Genomic DNA, 16,973 nt, shown 5'->3' on the forward strand with positions numbered 1-16,973 from the left:
TACGGCAACGATTAAGGCAACAAGGGCGACCAGGCCGGATCGGATGCATCCAGCGGGGTGGCGATCCGACGCTCATTCAAACCGGAAATATCAACGGACCACAAGCCCGATTGCCCCGAACGGTCGCCGCGGGCAAACAGGATGACGCGGCCATTGGGCGACCAGGACGGGCCTTCATCCTGATAACCATTGGTCAGCAGGCGCTCGCCCGATCCATCGGGGCGCATGACGCCAATGCCGAAGCGGCCGCCGCCGATGCGGGTGAAGGCGATGTAATCGCCGCGCGGGCTCCACACCGGGCTGGCGGAACGACCCTCGCCAAAGCTGATGCGTTGTTGGCCGGTGCCATCGGCGTTCATCACATAGACCTGCTGGCTGCCGCCACGATCGCTTTCAAACACGATCTTGGCTCCATCGGGCGAATAGCTGGGCGAGGTATCGATGCCCGGCCCGCTGGTCAGTCGCGAGGTGGCACGGGTGGCGATGTTGAAACGATAGATATCGGTATTGCCGCCCACGGCCATGGAAAACACCAGATTCTGGCCATCCGGCGAGAATCGTGGTGCAAACGTCATGCCGGTGAAAGCGCCCACCGCTTCCTGCCGGCCGCTGCCCAGCGTGTAGAGCCACACCCGGGGCCGGTTGTTCTCGAAGCTCATGTAGGTGATGGTCTGCTGCCCCGGCGCAAAGCGCGGGGTAAGCACCAGATTCTGGCCCGAGGTGAGGAAACGGTGGCCGGCGCCATCCTGATCCATGATGGCCAGGCGCTTGATGCGCCTGGTGCGGGCGCCGGTTTCGCTGACGTAGACGATCCGACTGTCGAAATAGCCGGATTCGCCGGTGAGGCGGGAATAGACGAGATCCGCACATTTGTGCGCCGCCCGCCGCCAACCCGCCGCCGTCGTGACAAAGCCCTGGCGCGCGATTTCGGCGCCGGCAAACACATCATAGGCATAACAGGCCAGCGTTATGCCGCCATCGGGATTGGCCGTCACCGTGCCGGTCACCAGCGCCTGCGCCGCAATCGTGCGCCAGGCCGGGAAATCGGGTTTCAGTACATCATCGATGCCCACGCTGGTCGTGTAGGCGGCCGGATCGATCGGCTTGAACAGGCCTGAGGAGCGCAGATCGCCCGCGATCACCTGTGCCGCCCGCTCCCCCAGCGCCGTGGTGGTGCCGGCTTCGGTGCTGGCCCCGTTGCCCGGCGCGAACGACGGGACGGCAATCGGCATCGGCTGCATCAGCCCGGCATTGATATCCACGCGCAACGGTGCGGATTGGGCGAGAACCGGGGCAGCTGCCAAGCCGGTGACAAGCAGAATCAGTCGCATGGTGCGACCATATCAGTCCGGCCGGATGAACGGGAGTAAAACCGGCAACTATGCTTGCAGAGGGGCCAAGGTTCGTGCGACGATAGTGTATTGCAGAAACAACACACGGACTTTGGGGGGCCTCATGATCAAGTCGACCATCCTTCGCGCGGCGCTGTTGCTGGCAGCGGCACCGGCCCTTGCCGCCGTGCCAACGCCGCCACGCCCGCTCACCGATCCGGCGCTGCTGGTCTCCCCGATCAACCCCAACGCCAGGCCGTTGCCGGTGGCCGATCTGGTCTTCACGCGCAGCGCCGGCGATCAGGTGTGGAGCGCCGATGGCAAGTCCCTGTTTCTCGTCACCAACCTGTCGGGCCGTTTCAACATCTGGCGCATGAGCAGCCATGGCAGTTGGCCGGTGCAGATGGTCCAATCCGATGATGTTCAGTCCGGCCTGGCCGCATCCGCCGATGGTCGCTGGCTCTATTTCACGCAGGACAAGGGCGGCAATGAATATTCCGACCTGTTCCGCATGCCCAGCGGCGGTGGCGCCATCGAGCAGGTGACCCGCACCGATGACGTGAGCGAGGATGAGCCGCTGCTGGCCAAGAGCGGCGCCATCGCCATCGCCCACAAGCGCAAGGAAGCCGCGCAGACCAATATCGCCGTGCTCGAAGCCGGCAGCGTGCGCCTGCTGACTGACGAGAAGGACCCGCAATGGAACTGGCAGGCGGTGGCCTGGGTCGCGAACGACAGCGCCCTGATTGCCAATCGCAGCACCACCGGCGGCACCGAAGGCCAGATCTGGCGCATCGAGGTGGCGAGCGGCAAGGCGACCCTGCTGATCGGAAAGAAGGGCGTCACCTATGCCGCTTCGGCCGCCAGCCCGGATGGCAATGCCATCGCCATCACCAGCGATGAAGGCAGCGGCCAGGATCATGCCGGCGTGCTCGATGCCGGCAGCGGCAAACTGCGCTGGCTGCCGGCGACGCCGTGGGAACAAACATCGGGCGCAATGAGCCCGGATGGCAAATCCCTGCTGGTGCGCACCAACGAGGATGGCCGCTCCACCCTGGCGCTGGTGGATGTCGCCACGCTCGCCGCCCGCCCGCTGCCACTGCCGCCTGGCGTCAACAGTGCGCCGGGCGCCGCGTTCGCGCCCGATGGCCGCAGCCTGATCTTCACCCACGCCGGGGCCGACACGCCGGCCGATCTGTTCCGTTATGATGTTGCCAGCGGCGCCAGCCACGCCATCACCCAAACGGCGATGGCCAGCCTGAATCCGGCGACGTTGCCGAAATCCCACATTGTCACCTTCAAGGGGTTTGACGGCACGCTGCTCAGCGCTGTGCTGACCATGCCGTTGAACCTGAAGCGCGACGGCAGTGCGCCGGCCATCGTGCTGCCCCATGGCGGCCCCACCGGGCAGAGCCAGGACGGCTTCAGCCGCACCGCTGCGCTGTTCGCCAGCCACGGCTATCTGGTGATCCAGCCCAATTTCCGTGGTTCCACCGGCTATGGCCGCGCCTTCATGGAGGCCAACCACAAGGATCTGGGCGGCGGCGATCTGAAGGACGTGCTGTCGGCCCGCGATTTCCTGGTGGCGACCGGCTATGTCGACGCCAGACGCATCGGCATCACCGGCGGCAGCTATGGCGGCTTCATGACGTTGATGGCGATCGGCAAGGCGCCGGGGGCCTTTGCCGCCGCCGTGCAGCAATATGGCATCATCAACTGGCGCACCATGTGGGAAAATGAAGACGCGCGCCTGCAGGCCTATCAGCGCAGCCTGATCGGCGCGCCGGACGAGTACAAGGGCGTCTATGAAGCCGTCTCGCCGCTGACCTTCATCCGTGCCGCGACTGCGCCGCTGCTGTCCTTGCAGGGCGAAAACGATATCCGCGTGCCGCGCGGCCAGGCGCAGGAAGTCGCCGACATATTGAAGGCCAAGGGCAACACGGTGGAAACGATATTCTACCCCGCCGAAGGCCACGGCTTTCGCAAGCGCGAGAACCAGCTGGATGCGCTGCAGCGCACGCTCGACTGGTTCGAACGCCATCTGAAGCCGGCCAAATGAAGCGGTTCGCCCTGGTCGTGTTGCTGGCCAGCCCGGCCAGCGCGGCAGACCTGCTGATCCACGGCGGGCCGATCCTCACCATGGTGGGGGAAAGGCCGCAAACCGTGGCCGCCATTGTGGTCGAAGGCGGCAGGATCGCGTTCGTCGGCCCGCTGGCACAGGCGCGCCGCCTTGCCGGGCAGGGGACGCCGCAGCTTGATCTGAAGGGCCGCACTTTGTTGCCCGGCCTTGTCGACGCGCACAGCCATCTCGCCATGGCGATCGATCTGGCGCGGCGGGTGAATGTGTCGGGCGCGCCGGTGGGCACGGTGGCCAGCATTGCCGATCTGGTGGGGAAACTGGCGGCTGAAGAGGTAACGCTGAAGATCGCGCCCAGTGAATGGCTGGTGGGCTGGGGCTATGACGCCAGCCTGCTGGCCGACAAGCGCGACCTGACCCGCCGTGATCTCGATGTGCGCTTCCCGGATCGGCCGGTGCTGGTGATGCACGTGTCCGGCCATGGTGCCGTGCTGAACAGCGCCGGGCTGGCGGCGATTGGCGTGACGCCGGAAACCAGGGCACCCGAAGGCGGCCTGATCAACCGTGAAGCCGATGGCCGCACGCCCAATGGCCAGATCTGGGAAAGCGCGCTGATGCTGGCCGGGCCGGCGCTGAAACCGCCGCCGCGCGAGCAGCGGCTGCAGAATCTGGCGGCCGTGCAGCAGCTTTATGCGAAAAATGGCTACACGCTGGCCAATGATGGCTTCACCAGTCTTGCCGATCTCGATCTGCTGCAGGCCGCCGCCGCGCAGGGCCGGCTCGTGCTCGATGTGGTGGCGCTGCCGTCATTCGTCGATTTCAAGCGCTGGGCTGGCAATGCCGCCTACCCCATCGCGCAATGGCAGGGCCGGCTGAAACTGCAGGGCATCAAGATCACCCAGGATGGCAGCCCGCAAGGCCGCACCGCCTATATGAGCGTGCCCTATCTGCACGGCGGCCCCAACGGACAGGATAATTGGCGCGCGCAGGGCATCCAGCCCTATCCGGCCTTCCTCGCCACCGCGAAGGCCGCCAGCGCTGCCGGGCTGCAACTGTTCATCCACGCCAATGGCGATGCCGCGATCGACGACGTGATCAATGCGGTGGACACGCTGAAGCTGCCCGCCGATCACAGGACGGTTGTCATCCACAGCCAGGTGCAGCGCCCCGATCAACTGCCGCGCTATGCCGCGCTCGGCATCACCCCGAGCTATTTCACCAACCACAGCTATTTCTGGGGCGACGTCCACCGCAGCAACTTCGGCGAGGAGCGCGCGGCCCATATTTCCCCAATCCGGAGCGCGATGGCGCTGGGCATCAGGGCCAGCAACCACAGCGATTACATCGTCACGCCCTTGGACCCGATGTTCATCCTGTGGACCAGCATGGCCCGCACCACCCGCAGCGGCTTCGTGCTGGGGCCAGAGCAGCGCCTCGACGCCTGGGCCGGCCTGAAGGCGCTGACCATCAACCCGGCCTGGGCCTATCGCGAAGAAAGCCGGCGCGGCAGCATCGAGGTGGGCAAACTGGCGGACTTCACATTGCTCAGCGCCAATCCGCTGAAGACGCCGGTGGCGCGCATCCGGGGAATCAAGGTGGTGGGGACGATGAAGGAAGGGCGGTTCGTGTGGGAGGCGGGGAACTAGCAGGCTTCCCTTTCCTCCTCACGTCATCTCTTCCGGATCGAAATTGATCTCCACGCTCCCCCACAGATCATACAATTCCGCCGGCAGCTTCAACGGTTGGCAGCGCAGCACCGCGCGGCGGGCGGTTTCGGCGAAGGCGCGCGCGTAATCGGCGTTGGTGGCGGTCATGCCGGTGGGGGTGCCGGCTTGCGGCATGCCGATCACCCGGCCGTCGCGGCTGTAGTTCACGGTCACGATCACCGTCATCCGGCGCACGTCGCGGCCGCCCACGGGCGGGTTCCAGCACGGGGCGACCTGGGCGCGGATGGCCTGGGCGAGCGTGGCGGCGGCGCGGGGATCAACGGTGGCGCGGGCGGGCGCGGCGGCGTTCAATTCCTTGGCCAGCTTTGACGTATCGAGCGGCTTCTTCGTCGCCTTGGGCAGCGACTTGTCGATCAGGCTGGCCAGGGTGGAGGTGTCGAGCGGCGAGGGCGGCGCCTTGGTCGGCGTCGCGGCCTTGGGCTTGGGCGGCGAGGGCTTGGTGGGTTCGGGCGGCGGCACGGCATCGGCCTTCACCGGTTCGGGTTCCGGCGCAGCTTCGGCTTCGGGGGCAGCGGCCGCGGTATCCTGCGGCGCGGCTTCCATCGAGGGCTTCGGCGGTTCCGGTGTGCGCGGTGCATCGGATATGTCGACGATTTCCACCGGCACGGCGTCGGTGGGCGCAGCCAGCATCTTCTGGTTCTGCCAGGCGAGGCTCAGCGCGGCCAGCAGCACGATGTGCGCGGTGGCGGCGCCAGCAATGCTGAGGCGTTCGCTGGGCGTCATTGCGGGGTTTTGGGCGCCTTGGTGTTCTGGCCGTCGGTGACGAGCGCCACCTTCTTGAAACCAGCGCCATTCACGTCGCCAACCACCTTCATCACCCGGCCATAATCCAGCCCGCGATCGGCACGCACATACACGCGCGCTTCGTCACTGCGGGCTTCGCGCAGCGCGGCGAGCTTGGCAGGCAGGGCGGCCGGTGCGATGGCCATGCGATCGACGAACAGCTCACCCGCCGCATTCAGGCTGATCTGGATCGGCGACTGGTCCTGCGGCAGGCTTTGCGCCTTGGCGTCGGGCAGGTCCACCGGTACGCCCGCCACCAGCAACGGTGCCGTCACCATGAAGATGATCAGCAGCACCAGCATCACGTCCACCAGCGGCGTGACGTTGATTTCCGCCATGGGCTGGCGGCCTCTTCCCCGGCGGGGTGCACCCATGCCCATTACTGGCTCTCCATCCCGTCAAGCTGGCGGGAGAGGAGATTGAGATATTCCTCGGCAAAGGCGTTGAGGCGCGCTTCCAGCCGGTTCACGCGGTGGAGCAGGCGGTTGTAGCCGATCACGGCAGGAATGGCCGCAAACAGGCCGATGGCGGTGGCGAACAGGGCTTCGGCGATGCCCGGCGCCACCACGGCCAGCGAGGTGTTCTGGCTGGCGGCGATGCTGGCAAAGCTGCGCATGATGCCCCACACCGTGCCGAACAGGCCGACGAACGGCGCCACCGAACCGATGGTGGCGAGCGCGTTCAGCCGGTCTGACAGTTCATCGATATCGCGGCCGATGGCGACGCCCGTGGCGCTGGCCAGGCGCGAACGCAGGCCTTCGCGATCGATGCTGCGGCCGGACTTGCCGGCAAGGGTGCGGCGCCATTCGTTCATGCCGGCGAGAAAGACGCGGGCCGACGGGTGATCGGCGCGGGAGGCGGGTTCGTAGAGGCTGTCCAGGTCCTTGGCCTTCCAGAACCAGTCCTCGAACTTGGCGGCCTCGCCGTTCAGGCGCGATAGTCGCCGCGAGCGTTCGAGGATGATCGCCCAGCTCCAAACACTGGCCAGCAACAGCCCGAACATCACCGCCTTCACGACAATGTCCGCCTGCATGAACAGGGCGAAGGGCGACAGTTCGGCCGCGGTCTTGATGGCGATATCGGCTTGCATCATGGTTCCTGTGCCAGAAGTTCGTGGAACCGCGCCATCCAATAGCGCGGTTGCCGGCGGGGGCGGCCGGCGGGATCGAGGAATGCGGCGACAAGTGTTGCGTCCAGCAGTGGCTCGCCAGCGCGGGTGATGCGTTGGGCGATGGCGCAGGCCGCAGCGCGCACGGAGAGCAGGCGGGTTTCGATGGTCAACACATCGTCCAGCCTGGCCGGGCGCAGCCATTTGATCTGCATTTCGGTCACCGCATAGGCGCCTACACCGGCCTTCACCGCCGCACCGTGATCGATGCCGACCACCCGCAGGAATTCGGTGCGGCCCCGTTCCATGAAGTGCAGATATTTGGCGTGATACATGATGCCGGCCGTGTCCGTGTCTTCGAAATAGACACGCGCGGGCAGGCGGTGGATGCCGCCGTCGATCGCACCGGAGGGGGGAAGGGGGGACATGAATTCAGATAGGGGCTAGGGCAGCAGACACGCAACGAAAAAGGGCGCCAGCAGCAGTGCCACTGGCGCCCTTTCGGCAATCTGAATGGGGATTATTCGGCGAAATTACTCAGCGACGGGGCGCGCGTCGCGCTTTTCGACGATGCGGGCGGACTTGCCGCTGCGACCACGCAGATAATAGAGCTTGGCGCGGCGCACGACACCGCGGCGGACGACTTCGATGGCTTCGATGCTCGGGCTGTACAGCGGGAACACGCGTTCCACGCCTTCGCCGAAGCTGATCTTGCGCACGGTGAACGACGAGTTGATGCCGCGGTTCGAACGGGCGATGCACACGCCTTCATAATTCTGCACGCGGGTACGCTCGCCTTCCACAACCTTCACGCCCACGCGCAGCGTGTCGCCGGCGCGGAACAGCGGGATGCTGCGCTTTTCGGTGAGCTTGGCAATCTGCTCGGCTTCGATCTGCTGGATGAGATTCATCTCATTCCTCTTTCTTCTGTTGTCGCGCGCCAGAGGGCGAATGGATCCGATCATCCCCATGATGATCCCACAGATCCGGCCGCCGTGACCGTGTGTCCATTTCGGACCGCGCGCGCCGCCATCTGGCGATGCGTGCGTGATCCCCCGATCGCAACGCTTCGGGGATCGCCAGACCTTCCCATTCGGGGGGTCTGGTATAATGCGGATGTTCAAGCAGGCCGCTTTCGTGGCTTTCCTCGATCCCGCTGGAAGCCGCGCCCATTACACCGGGCAGCAGCCGCACGCAAGCATCCATCACCACCAGTGCGGCAACTTCGCCGCCGGACAGCACATAGTCGCCAATCGACACTTCCTCGATGGCGCGGCGCTGGAAGATGCGCTCGTCAAAGCCCTCGAAACGTCCGCACAGGATGATGGCGCCGGGGCCGGCGGCGAGTTCGCGCACACGGGACTGGCTGAGGGGCTTGCCGCGCGGCGTCATCGCCAGCACGGGCCGGCCATCGGCCACGGCATCAATGGCAGCGCTCAGCACGTCCACCTTCAGCACCATGCCGGGCCCGCCGCCGGCCGGCGTGTCATCCACGGTGCGGTGCTTGTCGGCCGCGAAATCGCGGATGTTGACGGCGTTGCAGGCCCAGATGCCCTCATCCAGCGCGCGGCCGGCAAGGCTCTGGCCAAGATGGCCGGGGAACATCTCGGGATAGAGGGTGAGGATCGTTGCCTGCCAGCTCATTGCAGCCAGGCTTTATCAACAATCAGCCGGTCCGCCTCCTCGCGCACGACGTGGGCGAGGAAGGGCACCATCACCGTGCCGCCCCTGGCCAGCGCGATATCGATGATGTCGGACGCGCCGAAATTGTCGATTGATTTGACCGTGCCGACCACTTCGCCGGTCTCATCGACCACCGTGCGGCCCAGATAATCGGCAACATAATATTCGCCCTCCGCCAGCGGCGGCAGCGCCGCGCGGGAGACAGACAGGGTGAGCCCACGCATGGCTTCGGCCAGGTTGCGATCGGTCACGCCTTCAAAGCGGGCGATGGCGGTGCCCGGCTTGTCAGCACGGATCGCCGCCAAAACCAGGGCCCGCCCGCCCGCATCGAAGCGGGCGTGGCGAGCGAGGGATTGCGCGTCGTCGGTGAACAGCTTCAGTCGCACCTCGCCGCGGATGCCATGGGCGCCGGCAATGGCGGCCAGCACGATCTGATCGGCCGCCATTGCACGCGTGCCTTAAGCGGCGGTTTCGTCGTCGGCAGCGGCTTCAGCAGGCGCTTCAGCAGCAACTTCCACAGCCGCTTCTTCAGCCGGGGCTTCTTCGACAGCCGGTGCAGCAGCGGCTTCGGCAGCAGCAGCTTCGGCAGCGGCGGCGGCTTCAGCCGCTTCGGCTTCGGCGGCAGCAGCGGCTTCGGCAGCTTCGGCAGCCTTCTGGGCGGCCATTTCGATGCGTTCCTTGGCCTTGGCGCCCGGTTCGCCCTTCTTCGGGTTGTTCTTGGCGGCGCGGGTACGCAGGCCGGCGGCATCGAGGAAGCGGGCAACGCGGTCGGTCGGCTGCGCGCCAACGCCCAGCCAGTAAGCCGCGCGCTCGGTGTCCAGCTTCACGCGCTCGGCCGAATCCTTGGGCAGCAGCGGGTTGTAGGTGCCCAGCTTTTCCAGGAACTTGCCGTCACGCGGGGCGCGGCTGTCGGACACGACAATGCGGTAGAACGGGCGCTTCTTCATGCCACCACGGGCGAGACGGATCGAGATTGCCATTGGTATCTTCCTTCAGTTCATTCAGGTGATTGTGGTTATTTTCTGCCAAACTTGTTGAAGCCGGGCGGCAGGCTGCCCATACCGGGGCGGCCGAACATCCGGCCCACTGCCCCCAAATCGATGGCGCCGCCGGGGCCTTCGCCGCCTGCACCGCCTTCCGGCCCGCCAGCTCCACCCATGCCGGCCAGCATCTTCATCATGCCCTTCATGCCGCCCATCTTCTTCAGGCGCTTCATGACATTGGCCATTTCCTGATGCATCTTCAGCACCTTGTTGACATCCTGCACGGTGGTGCCGGACCCATTGGCGATGCGGATCTTGCGCTTGGCGGTGAGGATTTCCGGCTTGGTGCGTTCCTTGGGCGTCATCGACAGGATGATGGCTTCCATGCGGTCCAGCATCTTGGGATTGACCGCGCCGCTGTCCATCGCCTTCTTGGCGGCGCCCATGCCCGGCATCATCGCGGCCAGGCCCGAAAGCCCGCCCATCTTCTTCATCTGGGCCAGTTGCTGGCGCAGATCGTCCATGTCGAACTGGCCCTTGGCCATCTTCTCGGCCATTTTCTCGGCCTGTTCGGCTTCGAAATTGGCAGCGGCCTTTTCCACCAGGCCGACGATGTCGCCCATGCCCAGGATGCGACCGGCGACGCGGCGGGCGTCGAACAATTCCAGCGCATCCAGCTTTTCACCCACACCGGCAAAGCGGATCGGCGCACCCGTCACCTGCCGCATCGACAGCGCCGCACCACCGCGGGCATCGCCGTCCATGCGGGTGAGGATCACGCCGGTCAGCGCCACGCGTTCCTTGAAGGCGGCGGCCACATTCACCGCGTCCTGGCCGGTCAGGCTGTCGACCACCAGCAATATTTCATCGGGCGTGGTGGCGGTGGCGATGGCGGCCATTTCGGCCATCAATTCCTCATCGATGCCGAGACGCCCGGCGGTATCGAGCACCACCACGTCAAACCCCTGCAGCCGGGCCGACTGGCGCGCGCGTTCGGCGATCTGTACCGGCGTCTGGCCGGCGATGATGGGCAGGGTGGCGATGCCGGTCTGCTCACCCAGCACGCGCAATTGCTCCTGGGCGGCCGGACGGGCGACGTCCAGGCTGGCCATCATCACCTTCTTGCGCTCACGGGTGGAAAGCCAGCTGGCCAGCTTGGCGCTGCTGGTCGTCTTGCCCGAACCCTGCAGGCCGACCATCATCACGACAGCGGGCGGGGTGACGGCGATCTTCAGCGGGGTTGGTTCATCCTCGCCGCCCAGCAGTTCCACCAGGCAATCATTGACGATCTTGACGACCTGCTGGCCAGGCGTGACCGACTTGATGACTTCAGCACCGATGGCGCGCTGGGTGGCGTTCTCGATGAAATCCTTGACAACGGGCAGGGCGACATCGGCTTCCAGCAGCGCCACGCGCACTTCACGCATGGCGGCGCGCACGTCGATCTCGGTCAGCGCGCCACGGCCGCGCAACCGTTCGAATATGCCGCCAAGGCGTTCGGAAAGACTGTCAAACAAAGCCCTGAGGCCCTTTCGAAAAACCCGCTTGCCTCCAAATGGAAACGCGCCGGCGGGCGAAAACTCGCTGGCCGGCGTGCATCCTCGGACGCATGGCCTCCTCCCGGAAGCCGGCGCCTCCTTAGGCGCATGGGGCAGGGCGGTCAAGCACCGTGCCTCGCGGGCGTCGTTCCCGCCGCAAACCAGGCTGCTATTCAGCCTTGTGAGACCATGTTAAGCATCGGGCTGAAATGGTTGGTTCCGATGTTCTTCGTGCTCAGGCGCAGATGCGCCGAAGCTGGCCCCTGCGCTGGGCCCGGAACCTGCTGGGTGCGCTGTTGCCGCCATCCCTGCAGGCCGAACTGACCCGCGATCTGGGCAATTACTTCCTCTCCTTCGTGTTTGCCGGGCCAATCGCCGCGCTGCTGGCCATCGCCACGGCGCTGACGGTGCAGAGCATGGCGGCCCTGTTCTTTGCCGGCCTGGCGCTGGCTGGCTTCGGCTTCGTGATCTCGGCCTGCAGCGCCGTGCGGCTGCCCGATGCCGATGTCGATCTGGAAGACGTGGAATCCCGCTATGTGCTGGGCACCATCATCGTTGCGGTTGGCATTGGCGGGATCGTGACCGTGGTGCTGCGCGGGCCGGCGCCGGTGTTTGCGCAGGCCATGGCGGTGATGGTGGCGCTGGCAACATTGGGGGCCGCCAATGGCACCGGACCGGGTCGCCCGCTGATCGCGCTGGTGCAGTTCCCGGCCATCAGCCTGCCCATCGGCCTGTCGCTGATCCGTCACTGGCCGGCGCCCTGGGGCATTGGCACTGGTGTGGGTGTGCTGGTGTTCGGGCTGCTGTGCGTGGCGATGGCGCGCCGGGCCTATGCCACCAACATGCAGCTGCTGCTGGCCCGCGAAGCGCAGGCGGCCGAACGCCAGCGGCTGGAAACCGCGGTCCACACGCTGAGCCAGGCGGTGACCATTCTCGATGCCGATACCAGGGTGGTGGCGGTGAACCGCAGCGCCCTCGATCTGCTGGGCGTGGCACCGATCGATCCGGCCAATCCGCCCACTTTTGCCGAGCTGCTGGCCGATGCGCCCAATCTGCAGAAGGCCGCCGGCAACCGGGAGGAGTTTCTGGGCCACGCCGCCATGCTGGTCGGCACGCGCCAGGCCTTCAACGCCGCCATGCACCTCGACGATCATCGCGTGATCGATGTGGAATGCCAGCCGGTGCCCGGCGGCGGCTGGGTGACGGTGATGCGCGACAGCACCGGCGAACGCAACGCCATCGCCGAATTGAACCGCGAGGTCAGGCGTTGCCCGGTCACCGGCCTTCCCAACCGCCGCGCCTTCATGGAGGAACTGGATCAGCGCCTGGTGCGCAGTGACCGGTTCGTGCTGCTGCTCGTCGATCTCGATGGCTTCAAGCAGGTGAACGACCGTTTTGGCCACGCCATGGGCGACCGGGTGATCACGCGCGTCGGCTTCCGTTTGCGCACCGCCGATCCCGGCCTGTTTGCCAGCCGGCTGGGCGGCGACGAGTTCGCCATCCTCGCCGATGGAGACGACGCGGAGGCTGCGATGGCGCTGGCCAGGCTGCTGATCGAGGCCGTGGATCAGCCGGCGCGATTTGGTGATGCCGAAATCCAGGTCGGGGCGGCCGTGGGTGTCGCGCTGAGCCCCGGCAATGGCACGGTGGGTGAAGATCTGCTGCGCGCGGCCGATCTGGCGCTGCTGTCGGCCAAGGGCCACCCGGGCAGCCACGTCTGCCTGTTCACGCCCGAACTGAAACTGCTTTCGGCCCGCAACGCCGGTGTGGATTCCCGCGTGCGTGCCGCCTTGCGCGCCGGCAATATCGATGTCGCCTATCAGCCGATGATCGATCTTGAAACTGGCCAGGTGGTGGCCTTGGAAGCGCTGGCCCGCTGGCAGCCCGACGGCGGCGAAGCGGTGGCGCCCGATGAACTGGTGCGGATCGCCGAAGCGCGCGGGCTGGTGGCGACCCTGCGCCGGCTGGTGCTTGAACAGGCGGCTGCCGTGGTGGCCAACCGCGACCCGTCGCTGAACCTGTGGATCAACGCGTCGGTGCACGATCTTCGCCAGCCCGGCATGGTGGACGAGGTGCTCGCCGAGCTGGCCAGCGCCGGCCTGGCGCCGCACCGGCTGGCCCTGGAGGTCACCGAAACCGCGCTGATGACCGATGAAGATGCCTGCCGCGGCAATATCGAACTGCTCAACCGGCTGGGCGTGGGCGTGGCCATGGACGATTTCGGTGCCGGCTTCTCCTCGCTTGATCGCCTGCGTCGGCTGCCGATCAACGCGCTGAAGATTTCGGGCTCGCTCCTGTCTGGCGCCCCCGGCAAGGCGGCTGCCACCGATATCTTCCGTGTTGCGGCCAGCCTGGGCCATTCGATGGACCTGATGCTGGTGGCCGAAGGCGTTGAAAGCCGCGAGGAACTGGAACTGGCCCGCGCGGCCGGCATTCACCGCGTGCAGGGCTTTGCCCTGTCTCCGCCAGTGCCGGCCAATCGCATTTCAGACGCGATCGCCATGGCGGAAGCCGCCGCACTCGCCGGGTTGCGGCTGCGGGCGGCAAGCTAGAGCGCCGCTCGGCCTCAGTCTTCAACCCCGGCCAGCGCCCGGGCAAATTCGCCGGCGTCGAAAGGCTGCAGATCGTCCATGCCCTCGCCCACGCCGATGGCGTGGATGGGCAGACCATATTTCTCGGCCGCCGCCACCAGCATGCCGCCACGGGCCGAACCGTCGAGCTTGGTCATCACCAGCCCGGTCACGCCGGCCACCTCGCCAAATACCGCGATCTGGCTGAGTGCGTTCTGGCCGGTCGTGGCATCGAGCACCAGCAACACATCATGCGGCGCCGAGGGATCGAGCTTGGCAATCACCCGCTTGATCTTGGCCAGTTCGTCCATCAGCCCGGCCTTGTTCTGCAGCCGACCAGCGGTATCGATGATGAGCAGATCGATGCCCTCGTCCATCGCCCGCTTGACCGCATCATAGGCGAGGCCGGCAGCGTCTCCGCCCTGTTCGCCCGACACGATCGGCACACCGATGCGATCGGCCCAGATCTTCAGCTGGGCAATGGCCGCCGCCCGAAACGTGTCGCCTGCAGCCAGCATCACCGATTTCCCGCCCGCCTGCCACTGGCTGGCCAGCTTGGCGATGGTTGTCGTCTTGCCGCTGCCGTTCACACCCACCACCAGCACCACCTGCGGCCGGTGCATTATCTCCAACGGCAACGCCACCGGCGCCAGGATCGCCTCCACCTCTTCCGCCACCACCTGGCGAATGCCGGCGTCATCAATGCCCTTGGCGAATTTCTGATCGGCAAGCCGGGTGCGGATCCGGCCAGCCACCGCCGGGCCCAGATCAGCCGCAATCAGGGCTTCCTCGATCTCGTCGAGCCGTTCGTCGTCCAGCGGCAGCGTGCCGGTGGCCAGCCCGGTGATATTATCGGCCAGGCGCTTCGTGGATTTCGCCAGCCCCTGCGTCAGCCGCCCCATCCAGCTCATGCGTAGCGCTCCAGATCAAGATCGCCGGTAAAGGCGATCACCGCCGGCCCGGCGAGCAGCAGATGGCCATCGTCGCGCCGTGTCACGTTCAGGTCTCCGCCGGGCAGGGAGACACGCACGGCTGCATCCACCAGTCCGCGCCGCTGTGCTGCGGCGACGGCCGCCACCGCGCCGGTGCCGCAGGCCAGCGTTGCCCCGGCGCCGCGTTCCCAAACCCGCAGGATCAGGTGATCGCGGGCGGCTACCTGCGCGATGCCCACGTTCACCCGTTCCGGAAACACAGGGTCATGCTCGATCACGGGGCCGATATGTTCCAGCGCCACGGCGGCGGCATCGGGAACGAAGAACACCACATGGGGATTGCCCACGGACAAGGCGACCGGATGTTCCAGGGTTTCCCAGGCCAGCGGCAGGTTTCGCGTGTCCATCGGATAGGCCAGCGGCACCGCATCCCACTCCCAGCGCGGGGCGCCCATGTCCACCTCGGCGCCGCCGCTGGTGGCCGCGCTCTCCAGCCTGCCGCCCGCGGTCTCGATGCTGTGGTGGCCACCCAGCAGCGCCGCTGCCGCCCGGCTGCCATTGCCGCACGCCGCCACTTCACCGCCATCGCTGTTCCAGAAGCGCAGCCGCACATCGGCGCTGCTGCTGGGTTCGATCAGGATCAATTGATCGAAGCCGACGCCGGTATGGCGATTGGCCAGCGCCCGCACCTGCGCCGCGCTGAGCGCAACCGGCTGCTCGCGCGCGTCGAGCACAAGGAAATCATTCCCCAGCCCGTGCATCTTGATGAAGTGCGTCATTCCCCGGCGTTAGCCGGAGAGAACCGCATCCGGCAAGTCATACTCACCGCGGATCACGGTGCGCGCCGTGCCAGTGAGGAGGACGCTGTCACCGGCCACCCGGCAATCGAGCCGGCCGCCGCGCGCGCTGGCCTGGAAGGCGCTGAACTGCGGGCGGCCGAAGCGCCCGGCCCACAGCGGCGCGATCACGGCGTGGGCGCTGCCGGTCACCGGATCTTCCCCGATCCCGCAGGCCGGCACGAACACCCGCGACAGCACGTCCGTGTCTTCGCCCGGTGCCGTCGCGATCAGCATCAGATCAACACCCGGCGCCAGCGCCAGCACCGCCCCGAAATCAGGCGCCAGGTCGCGCACCTGATCGGGGGAATCAAACACTGCCACCAGATAATCATCACCGCGTGCCCATATTTCATGGGGTAACGCCCCCAGTGCGGACGCCACCGCCGCTTCCTCGGCGCCCGTCACCGGCCGCGCGGCAGGCCAGGCCGGCAGGCTCATCGCCAGTCGCGAGCCATCGCGGGCCACCATCAACAGGCCAGCCTTGCGGGTAAGGAAACGCGCCACCTGCAACTGCGGCAGCGCTTCCAGAACGACATGGCCGCTGGCCAGCGTGGCGTGGCCGCACAGTGCCACTTCCAGTTTGGGTGTGAACCAGCGTAACGCGAAATCCGCCTCCGGCCCATCGTGCGGCACCAGAAAGGCGGTTTCGGAAAGATTGTTGTCGGCCGCAATGCCTTGCAGAACGGCATCGGGCAGCCATTCGGCCAGAAACATCACGGCCGCAGGATTGCCGGTGAACGCCCCATCGGCAAAGGCATCAACCTGGGTGAAGGGCAGGCGCATCAAGGATAAACCAGCCCGAAGCGCCAGCCATCCGCCTCACGCCAGAACACTTCGCGTTCATGCCAGCGGCCATCACGAGCCTGCCAAAACTCGATCCGTTCCGGCACCACCCGCCACCCACTCCAGCGCGGCGGGCGCGGCACTTCAGAGGGGAAGCGTGCCGCCATTTCGGTGATGCGGGCTTCGAAGGTGGCACGATCGGGCAAAGGCCGGCTCTGCAGGCTGGCCCAGGCACCCAGCTGGCTTTCGCGCGGGCGGGTGGCGAAATAGGCGTCGGCCTCCGCATCGGTCACCAGTTCGGCGCGGCCGCCGATGCGCACCTGCCGCTGCAGCGATTTCCAGTGGAAATTGAGATGCGTCTGGCTGTTGGCTGCCAGCTCGCTGCCCTTCTGACTGTCGAGATTGGTGTAGAACACGAAGCCGCGCTCATCCCACGCCTTCAGCAGCACGACCCGCAAGGACGGCGCTGCATCCGGTGTCGCCGTGGCAACTGCCATCGCATTGGGATCATTGGGTTCTGCCGCTTCGGCAGCAGCCAGCCATTCGCCAAAGCGGGTGAACGGGGCAGGGTGGGGCAGCAGGCTCATGCGCGGTGGTTAGCCGCGCCGCCGCCCCCTGTCAC

General features: G+C 66.5%; 17 protein-coding genes. 3 read left to right on the top strand and 14 right to left on the bottom strand.

Annotated elements, in window-relative coordinates:
- Nucleotides 1-11: 11 nt before the first annotated feature.
- Nucleotides 12-1,331 carry a Tol-Pal system beta propeller repeat protein TolB gene (gene tolB, locus D619_RS0113460; protein ID WP_026091053.1) on the bottom strand — a complete coding sequence of 440 codons (1,320 nt, stop codon included), beginning with the start codon at nt 1,329-1,331 and terminating at the stop codon, nt 12-14.
- 124 nt (nt 1,332-1,455) lie between these two features.
- On the opposite strand from tolB, the gene D619_RS0113465 reads away from it, so the two are divergent.
- Together D619_RS0113465 and D619_RS0113470 are read left to right on the top strand one after the other, a co-directional pair.
- On the top strand, nt 1,456-3,387 hold the full coding sequence (locus D619_RS0113465; RefSeq protein WP_017669124.1) for a S9 family peptidase: 1,932 nt from the start codon (nt 1,456-1,458) through the stop codon (nt 3,385-3,387).
- Nucleotides 3,384-5,051 (top strand): amidohydrolase, encoded by a 1,668-nt coding sequence (locus D619_RS0113470; protein ID WP_017669125.1) that lies wholly within the window; start codon nt 3,384-3,386, stop codon nt 5,049-5,051. Before D619_RS0113465 ends, D619_RS0113470 begins: the two co-directional genes overlap by 4 nt.
- Before the next feature lie 18 nt (nt 5,052-5,069).
- On the opposite strand, the gene D619_RS18445 is transcribed toward D619_RS0113470, so the two are convergent.
- The 9 genes from D619_RS18445 to ffh form a co-directional block, all read right to left on the bottom strand.
- Entirely contained in the window at nt 5,070-5,855 is a 786-nt protein-coding gene (locus D619_RS18445; RefSeq protein ID WP_017669126.1) for a hypothetical protein, read from the bottom strand.
- Nucleotides 5,852-6,253 (bottom strand): protein TolR, encoded by a 402-nt coding sequence (gene tolR / locus D619_RS0113480; protein WP_017669127.1) that lies wholly within the window; start codon nt 6,251-6,253, stop codon nt 5,852-5,854. The genes D619_RS18445 and tolR overlap by 4 nt, the downstream gene beginning before the upstream one ends.
- Before the next feature lie 41 nt (nt 6,254-6,294).
- Nucleotides 6,295-7,005, bottom strand: coding sequence for a protein TolQ (gene tolQ / locus D619_RS0113485; protein ID WP_026091056.1), 711 nt, complete (start codon nt 7,003-7,005; stop codon nt 6,295-6,297).
- On the bottom strand, nt 7,005-7,451 hold the full coding sequence (locus D619_RS0113490) for a YbgC/FadM family acyl-CoA thioesterase (protein WP_017669129.1): 447 nt from the start codon (nt 7,449-7,451) through the stop codon (nt 7,005-7,007). Before D619_RS0113490 ends, tolQ begins: the two co-directional genes overlap by 1 nt.
- A gap of 105 nt (nt 7,452-7,556) precedes the next feature.
- The gene (gene rplS, locus D619_RS0113495; RefSeq protein WP_017669130.1) at nt 7,557-7,934 is read right to left on the bottom strand and encodes a 50S ribosomal protein L19; all 378 of its coding nucleotides are present in this window, start codon (nt 7,932-7,934) and stop codon (nt 7,557-7,559) included.
- Between the two features lies 1 nt (nt 7,935).
- Entirely contained in the window at nt 7,936-8,667 is a 732-nt protein-coding gene (gene trmD, locus D619_RS0113500; protein ID WP_017669131.1) for a tRNA (guanosine(37)-N1)-methyltransferase TrmD, read from the bottom strand.
- Nucleotides 8,664-9,152 carry a ribosome maturation factor RimM gene (gene rimM / locus D619_RS0113505; RefSeq protein ID WP_017669132.1) on the bottom strand — a complete coding sequence of 163 codons (489 nt, stop codon included), beginning with the start codon at nt 9,150-9,152 and terminating at the stop codon, nt 8,664-8,666. Before rimM ends, trmD begins: the two co-directional genes overlap by 4 nt.
- A 12-nt stretch (nt 9,153-9,164) precedes the next feature.
- Nucleotides 9,165-9,686: a 30S ribosomal protein S16 gene (gene rpsP, locus D619_RS16735; RefSeq protein ID WP_033373642.1), complete on the bottom strand. Its 522-nt coding sequence runs from the start codon at nt 9,684-9,686 to the stop codon at nt 9,165-9,167.
- A gap of 35 nt (nt 9,687-9,721) precedes the next feature.
- Nucleotides 9,722-11,206: a signal recognition particle protein gene (gene ffh / locus D619_RS0113515; RefSeq protein WP_017669134.1), complete on the bottom strand. Its 1,485-nt coding sequence runs from the start codon at nt 11,204-11,206 to the stop codon at nt 9,722-9,724.
- A gap of 266 nt (nt 11,207-11,472) precedes the next feature.
- Between ffh and D619_RS0113520 the strand changes: the two genes are divergently transcribed.
- Nucleotides 11,473-13,779: an EAL domain-containing protein gene (locus tag D619_RS0113520; protein WP_017669135.1), complete on the top strand. Its 2,307-nt coding sequence runs from the start codon at nt 11,473-11,475 to the stop codon at nt 13,777-13,779.
- A gap of 14 nt (nt 13,780-13,793) precedes the next feature.
- Here D619_RS0113520 and ftsY read toward each other — a convergent pair whose 3' ends face one another.
- Genes ftsY through pdxH form a run of 4 tightly spaced genes read right to left on the bottom strand, consistent with a single transcriptional unit; the run spans nt 13,794 to nt 16,938 of the window.
- Nucleotides 13,794-14,708 carry a signal recognition particle-docking protein FtsY gene (gene ftsY, locus D619_RS0113525; protein ID WP_017669136.1) on the bottom strand — a complete coding sequence of 305 codons (915 nt, stop codon included), beginning with the start codon at nt 14,706-14,708 and terminating at the stop codon, nt 13,794-13,796.
- Complete coding sequence (gene dapF, locus D619_RS0113530; protein WP_017669137.1) at nt 14,705-15,508, bottom strand: diaminopimelate epimerase; 804 nt, start codon at nt 15,506-15,508, stop codon at nt 14,705-14,707. Before dapF ends, ftsY begins: the two co-directional genes overlap by 4 nt.
- A 9-nt stretch (nt 15,509-15,517) precedes the next feature.
- Nucleotides 15,518-16,354, bottom strand: coding sequence for a PhzF family phenazine biosynthesis protein (locus D619_RS0113535; RefSeq protein WP_033373644.1), 837 nt, complete (start codon nt 16,352-16,354; stop codon nt 15,518-15,520).
- A complete protein-coding gene (pdxH, locus tag D619_RS0113540) occupies nt 16,351-16,938 on the bottom strand; it encodes a pyridoxamine 5'-phosphate oxidase (RefSeq protein WP_017669139.1) in 588 nt (195 codons plus the stop codon). Before pdxH ends, D619_RS0113535 begins: the two co-directional genes overlap by 4 nt.
- Nucleotides 16,939-16,973: the final 35 nt, after the last annotated feature.

The organism is Sandarakinorhabdus sp. AAP62 (genome assembly GCF_000331225.1).
In the GTDB taxonomy this organism is placed as follows: Bacteria; Pseudomonadota; Alphaproteobacteria; order Sphingomonadales; family Sphingomonadaceae; genus Sandarakinorhabdus.